Here is a 7,445-nt window from a genome sequence, read left to right on the forward strand (position 1 = left end):
GTGAAAATATGAGTTTATATCGTGTGTTCTTAAGATAGAAAAAAGCCCCTAAATATACAGGGGCTATTATTTTTATTATTTGTTGCTTAGGCTCCAGACGTAAGCAGAAAGAAGTTGAACTTTTTCTTCACCTAATACGTCTTTCCATGCAGGCATAACACCTTGACGACCATTCATGACGGTTTCAGTAACCGCGGCACGAGAGTCGCCAAATAACCAATCATTGTCAGTGAGATCAGGAGCACCTAAAGCAGGGTTACCTTTTCCATCTGTACCATGACATGCAGCACAAACGATAAATCGTTGTTTACCAGCAGCGGCATCTTTAGCGTTAACTTTACGACCTGATAAGCTAAGCGTGTAGCTAACTACTTCTTCTATACCATCAGCACCTAAAGCATCACCCCAAGCAGGCATGTTACCAATACGACCATTCATAATAGTTGTTTTGATTGCTTGTGGCTCACCACCATATAACCATGCGTTATCGGTTAGGTTAGGGAAGCCAATCATACCTCTTGCATCCGAACTATGACATTGAGAACAGTTCTGTAAGAACAAACGTTGACCCACTTTTAGCGCATCTTCATCATTTGCAATATCAGTAATAGCTCGAAACTCAGACGTTCCTGGCTTATATGCAAGTTTAGAGAATGTTTCACCAAAGTTTGTGTTTGCGTCGTCTAATTCACGAGCAAACTGATCAAGCGTTTTATCTTTATGAGCACGTTCAATTGATGCTCGTGATTCTTCAACAGTACGAACAGTTTGATCTGAACTTGTCCAGCCTAATACGCCTTTAAAGTTGCCTAATCCTGGGTAAAGAATTAAATAAACAATCGCAAAAACGATTGTTGCCCAGAACATATAAGACCACCATTTTGGTAATGGATTATTTAGCTCACGAATACCATCGTATTCATGACCCATGTCTTCACCTTCTTCAACGCCTGTTGTGTTTTTCAGACAAAAACGAAGAAGTAAACCACAACCTATCAGCGTACCAATGGTAATGACACTTATCCAGAGACTCCAAAAAGTACTCATTATTTTTCGACTCCTGTCTTAAGTTGGCTTGAAGTACTATCTTCTTCATCAGCAAAAATCAAATTAGCCGCTTCGTCAAAACGTGTTTTTTGTTTTTTACTGTATGCCCAGAAAATAATGCCTACCATGCTTAAAAACAGAATGACTGTCCAAATTGCATGAATAGTTCCAGCGTCCATAGGGACCTCCTTACTTCATTGCGTGACCAAGAGACTGAAGGTAAGCAATAAGTGCATCCATTTCAGTCTTGCCTTTAACCGCTTCAGATGCATTTTTTACATCATCTTCAGTGTACGGAACACCAAAGTTATTACGGAAAATGGCAATTTTCTTCGATGTTAGTTCTCCATCAAGCACGTTCTCAGCTAACCAAGGGAAGCCAGGCATGTTTGATTCAGGAACTACATCACGAGGGTTAATTAAGTGAACACGATGCCACTCATCAGAATATCGATCACCGACTCGAGCTAGATCAGGACCTGTACGTTTAGAACCCCATAAGAATGGATGTTCCCAAACACTTTCACCAGCAACAGAATAATGACCGTAACGTTCCGTTTCTGCACGGAATGGACGGATCATCTGGCTGTGACAAACATTACAACCTTCACGGATGTAGATATCACGACCTTCCATTTCTAGAGGAGTATAAACGCGTAGGTTCTCAACTGGCTCTGTTGTTTGCTTTTGGAATATTAGCGGAGTGATCTCTACTAATGCACCAAAACTAATAGCAACAATAACCAATACAGCGAGGAGGCCAACATTTTTTTCTATGATTTCATGACGATTAGAACTCATAACCTGATCTCCTTATAGTGTTGGTTGAGGGATAGCTTTTAGGCTATTCTTCGGAGCAGAAATTGTTTTATATGCATTAAATGCAAGTAAGAACATACCTGACAAGAAGATTAGACCGCCTAAGAAGCGAACAAAATAGAACGGGTAAGAGGCTTCTAATGACTCAACAAAGCTATACGTTAATGTGCCATCTGCATTTACTGCACGCCACATTAGACCTTGCATTACACCTGAAATCCACATTGCTACGATGTAAAGAACCGTACCGATAGTCGCTAACCAGAAATGAACATTGATTAGTGATACAGAGTACATACGCTCTTGACCAAATAGCTTAGGAATTAAATGGTATAGAGAACCAATTGAAACCATCGCAACCCAACCTAACGCACCAGAGTGTACGTGACCGATAGTCCAGTCAGTATAGTGAGATAGGGCGTTTACTGATTTAATCGCCATCATCGGGCCTTCAAAGGTAGACATACCATAGAAAGACAGAGAAACAATTAAGAAACGAAGAATTGGGTCATAACGAAGTTTATGCCAAGCACCAGACAGGGTCATAATACCATTAATCATACCGCCCCAAGATGGAGCAAATAAAACTAATGACATAACCATACCAAGTGACTGAGTCCAGTCAGGTAAAGCTGTGTAATGTAAATGGTGAGGACCAGCCCAGATATAAAGTGATACTAATGCCCAGAAGTGGACAATAGATAAACGGTAAGAATAAACTGGACGTTCTGCTTGTTTTGGTACGAAGTAATACATCATACCTAAGAAACCTGCGGTCAATAAGAAACCTACTGCATTATGGCCATACCACCATTGAACCATCGCATCAACAGCCCCAGAATAAATCGAATATGATTTACCTAGTGATACCGGAACAGCAAGGCTATTCACAATATGAAGAACCGCAACGGTTAAAATAAATGCTCCAAAGAACCAGTTTGCAACGTAGATGTGAGATGTCTTACGTTTAAACAAGGTTCCAAAGAAAACGATAGCATACGCAACCCAAACTAAAGTGATAGCGATATCAATCGGCCACTCTAATTCTGCATACTCTTTACCTGATGTCATACCTAGTGGCAACGTAATTGCTGCTGCTAAGATAATTGCTTGCCAACCCCAGAAGGTGAACGCAACTAATGGACCACCAAACAAACGTGTTTGACAAGTGCGCTGAACAACATAATAAGATGTTGCGAACAGGGCGCTTGTACCGAATGCGAAAATTACTGCATTAGTATGCAGAGGACGCAGACGGCTATACGTAAGCCATGGTGTGTCGAAATTAAGTTGCGGCCAAACTAACTGAGCGGCAATTAGTACACCTACACCCATGCCAACAATACCCCATAGTATGGTTACTAAAGAGAACTGACGAACAACGGTATAGTTGTAGTTTTGTTCATGCTGCTGTACTTGGCTCATAATTGCATGCTTCCACTTTTATTATAACTACACTTTACTTTCCATAGTGCGAACAAATTGTCCGCAATGCTATCCAAAATTCAATTCCTAATAATTAGATTTGTGACCCATTTATTTTGAAATATCCTTTTTTAATGCAAAAATAGCATTTCCGGCGTCAATGATACTTCACTTCAAAAATGAATCATAGTTGATGCTCACTGTATATTTACGGTTAAGTAACATTTTTTCATTTTTTTTGAACTAGATAACACAGAGGTTTTCATCAATGGCAGTAGAAAAGTTAACAGGTCCACGTTTATTTCAACTTATTTTATTATTAGTGGTGCTTATTGCTGCATTTACTTGGAGAACAATAACCTATGTCCCAGTAAGTGACATGAGTCCAATCAGTGAAAATTTAGAGCGTTGTGACATAACAAATCAAGCGTGCATATTGAATATTGATAATAATCAAATCATTATTGATGTACAAGAAAGGCCGATTAAGCAAAATTCTGAAATTACAGTATCTGTGATAGGAATTGATTCTGCATGGGAAATGGAGGCTAAAGGGGTCAATATGAATATGGGGACATTGAAGTTTCTCTCTTTAAAAACTGAAGATAATATGCAATTGTATTCAGTTTTTGTACCAAAATGTAAACATAATGAAATGAAGTGGCAAATTAACCTATCTTCTGAGACTAAGGCATTAAATGTAATTTTCAATTCAAAAAAATAAATAATTTCAATGCTTTATATATAAAATATATGAAAATCAATCGTTCATCTATAAGGAAAAAGGTTTAAAGCATAAGTAGCAGTATTTGGAGCGATTATGAAGATAGTTAGCAGTATTTCACAAAAAATAGATTCAATAGTTGCAATAAAAGAATGTATCATGAATCTAGATAAAGAGTTTACTGAACCAAATATTATACTTTGTTTTATCCTCATTAAAAAAAACAGTTTCCAAACAACAAAAGAATTAAAGTTAAGCAAAGAACGCTTTCAGGATTTTGCCGAAACTGTTGGGGATTGGTTTTGGGAAATCGATCTTCAGTTTAATTGTACTTACTTATCACGCTCAAAGATTAATAGTGCCAAAATTTTATCCCGTAATTTATTTACGTTAATTAATGATGATTCACTGATCTCTATAATTAAATCAGCCAGAACTAAATTGATTTACTAAGTACAATTAATACAGCCGTTGATTTCTTTAAGGACAAGATAGACAAAGATCTAATTACCTTAACTGTGACAGTGTCACATTTGGTACCAGTTTATGTTACGCAGACCCAACACGAATAGCTCAAATAATATTCAACATTGTCGGAAACGCGGTAAAATGCACTAAAAAATGCCTTATTTGTATAAATATCAAACAAATATACCGTAGGCTGACTTCTATGTCTGTTTCTGATACAGGTATTAGAATTGGCAAAAATGCATTAAATCAATTATTTCTGCCATTTGTACAGGCAGATAGCTCAATTACTCGTCAATACGGAGGGCTGGATTAGGTTTGTCGATCATTAAATACCTAACTAAGTTAATGAATGGCACAATTAAGGTCGAAAGTATCTTAAATGAAGCTACTAAATTTATAGTTGTGTTGCCATTAAAAGAAATAACTCAACAACAGGTAATAAAAGTTGATAAGCAGCCAAATTTAGAACGATTAGATTTAACGATAAATAAAATACGAGTACTTGTTGCTGAAGATAATAAAGCGAACCAAGCAATCATTAAGTTGATGCTAGAAAGGCAAGGCCATGACGTTTGTATTGTTAGTCATGGTGAAGAAGCCATTTTAGAAATAACAAAAGATACACTTTCAAGTTATGATTTAATTCTAATGGATATATCGATGCCAATTAAAGATAGGCTCACGGCGACGAAAGAATTGAGAGAACTTGGAATAACATTACCTATAATTGCTCATGCAATGAATTCTGAAAAGAAAATATATTTAGATTCTGGTATAGATGATTTTAGTTCAAAACTAATAAGAGCAATAGAATTAAAAAATTATTAGATCTCTAAGCTAATAATCAATAGATAAATACGAAGTATTATTTAATGATTATTAGCTATTTTATGGTAAATACGATTATGGTTAAATTAGTGAGTATTAAGTCGATAATTGGGAATGGGGAGGTATATAAAGCTCTTATCTACTAAATACCAAACCATATTTAACATAAGATATATAATGCGCACCTAATTATGTTTATTATTCCTACAGTAATTCACTGATTTTAATACAGTTCCATCAATTATCTTGTTATTTGCTTCTTTGGTGTTTGTACCTAAGCTGCAATGTCGTTAAACTTAATCCCAATAATTTATTGTTACCTTGTCACTATTGATGTTTTTATATTTCATGTGATCAAGTTGCTTACTAAGGTTTAATCATTAAATGACAATTAAGAAATGGACACTACTAACTTTACTCTCTAGCTTAGTTCTTACCGGTTGTGCTAGTTACTCAATCACTGAAAAGGAAATGACTGATTACCTCTCAGATGAAATTCACATAAATAAATCAGTTGGCATTCCTGGCTTTCTCTATGCACAAGTTAATGTCGAAAATGTTGACGTGACTATTGGCCGTATCGATGTAAATCGAATTAGTGTTTTCGCTAACACGACTGCTGTTATTCAAATGATGGATGAGTTAAAAGAAAATCTAGACCTAACGTTAGAGTTTAGCGCAGTGCCTGAGTATGATAAAGAAACAGGAGAAATCTATTTAAAATCATTGCGCTTAGAAAAGTTTGCAGAAAAAAACAAGCAGCTCTCACCTGAACTTACATCACTATTAAAGCCAGCTGTTTCTATTATTGGCTATGCTTTATCAAATAAGCCCGCTTATAAGTTAAATGCAGATAAACTGAAGGAATCTATTATTAAATCAGCTGAGCCTAATTTAGTAATAAAGAACAATAAGCTAGTGATTGAGTTATTTGATTAGGTATAATCATTTAAGTTATAGTGCATTAGTATACGGGTTAATATAAAAAGTATATCTAGAAAACTAAAAGCAGTATCTACTTTAATAAATCGTGTAAATCCGCTTTTAACGTAGATACTGTTTGACTGGCCTTTTCAGTTCTTGATGCTTCACTTAATAAATACTCAATCGTATCAGAAAGTGTTGAATCCAAGTCTTGAGCTCTAAGGGATAACTTCTCCCATACGCGATAATCTAAATCGATAGATTTTTTACGAGTATGTTCTTGCTCTGCGTTAAAATGACGCTTTCTTTTTGCTCGGATCGCCTGCTTTAACTTATTTTCCAAATCAGGATTCATGTGCTTTTGAATCCATTCAAGAGCTTTAACTGGTTCATGCTCTAACTTTAAAAACTCATTAACCATTTGTTGTTGTTCACTTGAATCAAGGTAGCAGGTAATAGACTCTCCCATACGATACTTATTAAATAGATACATCCATTTCCAACCAGCTTCTAGGTTTTCAAGTTGTTGATATTTCATTAAATAGACTCATATTCACAGGGATAATTGGGGTGACAGTGTAACTCGTGTAAGTTTTTTCTTCAATAGAATAACTCGATAATGGGATTAAGCTCTAAATGATAATGTAACCACTGAAAAATCAGACGTATGCGGTTATGTCATGTATAATCAGTTATTATTTTTTATCCATAAGTAAGCATGCCGTTAGACACACCATTTTTAATCGCGCCTCAATACGATCATATTCAAGATTCTTTAAACCAATCTTATAGCATTGACGCACAATCACCCTATTCTCTTCAGCCTAGATTAACTCAAGCTTTAGAGATTTTTTCTCACATAAATGGTGTTAACATACTTCAAATCAATGCGTTAGATAATCATGTATATCGTGAATATGTCTCAAATTGGTTGCTGCTAAATGCAAAAAGTCGCTCATCAAATTCAGAAACTCCCTCTGTGATTATGCTAGATAGTTGCTCTGAAGCTGAGCTTTTTGGTGTCTACCATAATAAAAGTGACGTTCTAGAGCACGGATTATTGCAAAAAGCCGATGGTGGTTTTCTTGTTATGTCACCTAGCCTGTTACTTGCAAAGCCTTACTTATGGCCTCGATTAAAAAGTCTATTACAAGGTCATCCTGTCACTATTGCTGCTAGCGATCTTAAATCACCAATGCAAAAAACA

Annotated in this window: 11 protein-coding genes; 6 read left to right on the forward strand and 5 right to left on the reverse strand. The window is 35.9% G+C overall.

Features of this window, described 5'->3' with window-relative positions; all coding sequences use genetic code 11:
• Positions 1-75 precede the first annotated feature (75 nt).
• From ccoP to ccoN, 4 genes are read right to left on the reverse strand one after another with little or no spacing between them, the layout of a single operon-like run.
• Positions 76-1,047, reverse strand: coding sequence for a cytochrome-c oxidase, cbb3-type subunit III (gene ccoP / locus Q1K78_RS16545; RefSeq protein WP_300181436.1), 972 nt, complete (start codon positions 1,045-1,047; stop codon positions 76-78).
• The gene (locus Q1K78_RS16550) at positions 1,047-1,226 is read right to left on the reverse strand and encodes a CcoQ/FixQ family Cbb3-type cytochrome c oxidase assembly chaperone (protein WP_300181438.1); all 180 of its coding nucleotides are present in this window, start codon (positions 1,224-1,226) and stop codon (positions 1,047-1,049) included. Before Q1K78_RS16550 ends, ccoP begins: the two co-directional genes overlap by 1 nt.
• A gap of 10 nt (positions 1,227-1,236) precedes the next feature.
• Positions 1,237-1,848, reverse strand: coding sequence for a cytochrome-c oxidase, cbb3-type subunit II (ccoO, locus tag Q1K78_RS16555; protein WP_300181440.1), 612 nt, complete (start codon positions 1,846-1,848; stop codon positions 1,237-1,239).
• 12 nt (positions 1,849-1,860) lie between these two features.
• Positions 1,861-3,291: a cytochrome-c oxidase, cbb3-type subunit I gene (gene ccoN / locus Q1K78_RS16560; RefSeq protein ID WP_300181442.1), complete on the reverse strand. Its 1,431-nt coding sequence runs from the start codon at positions 3,289-3,291 to the stop codon at positions 1,861-1,863.
• A 268-nt stretch (positions 3,292-3,559) separates the two neighbouring features.
• Between ccoN and Q1K78_RS16565 the strand changes: the two genes are divergently transcribed.
• From Q1K78_RS16565 to Q1K78_RS16585, 5 genes are all read left to right on the forward strand, one after another.
• The gene (locus Q1K78_RS16565) at positions 3,560-4,015 is read left to right on the forward strand and encodes a hypothetical protein (RefSeq protein ID WP_300181444.1); all 456 of its coding nucleotides are present in this window, start codon (positions 3,560-3,562) and stop codon (positions 4,013-4,015) included.
• Between the two features lie 96 nt (positions 4,016-4,111).
• Complete coding sequence (locus tag Q1K78_RS16570; RefSeq protein ID WP_300181446.1) at positions 4,112-4,468, forward strand: hypothetical protein; 357 nt, start codon at positions 4,112-4,114, stop codon at positions 4,466-4,468.
• A gap of 115 nt (positions 4,469-4,583) precedes the next feature.
• A complete protein-coding gene (locus tag Q1K78_RS16575; protein ID WP_300181456.1) occupies positions 4,584-4,799 on the forward strand; it encodes an ATP-binding protein in 216 nt (71 codons plus the stop codon).
• 2 nt (positions 4,800-4,801) lie between these two features.
• Positions 4,802-5,314 (forward strand): response regulator, encoded by a 513-nt coding sequence (locus Q1K78_RS16580; RefSeq protein ID WP_300181448.1) that lies wholly within the window; start codon positions 4,802-4,804, stop codon positions 5,312-5,314.
• A 384-nt stretch (positions 5,315-5,698) separates the two neighbouring features.
• Complete coding sequence (locus Q1K78_RS16585) at positions 5,699-6,253, forward strand: DUF1439 domain-containing protein (protein WP_300181450.1); 555 nt, start codon at positions 5,699-5,701, stop codon at positions 6,251-6,253.
• A 76-nt stretch (positions 6,254-6,329) separates the two neighbouring features.
• On the opposite strand, the gene matP is transcribed toward Q1K78_RS16585, so the two are convergent.
• Entirely contained in the window at positions 6,330-6,776 is a 447-nt protein-coding gene (matP, locus tag Q1K78_RS16590; protein ID WP_300181452.1) for a macrodomain Ter protein MatP, read from the reverse strand.
• A 180-nt stretch (positions 6,777-6,956) separates the two neighbouring features.
• On the opposite strand from matP, the gene Q1K78_RS16595 reads away from it, so the two are divergent.
• Positions 6,957-7,445 (forward strand): AAA family ATPase (locus tag Q1K78_RS16595; protein ID WP_300181454.1); only part of this gene is annotated, 489 nt, incomplete at its 3' end.

The organism is uncultured Aliivibrio sp. (genome assembly GCF_946479765.1).
Taxonomy (GTDB): Bacteria; Pseudomonadota; Gammaproteobacteria; order Enterobacterales; family Vibrionaceae; genus Aliivibrio.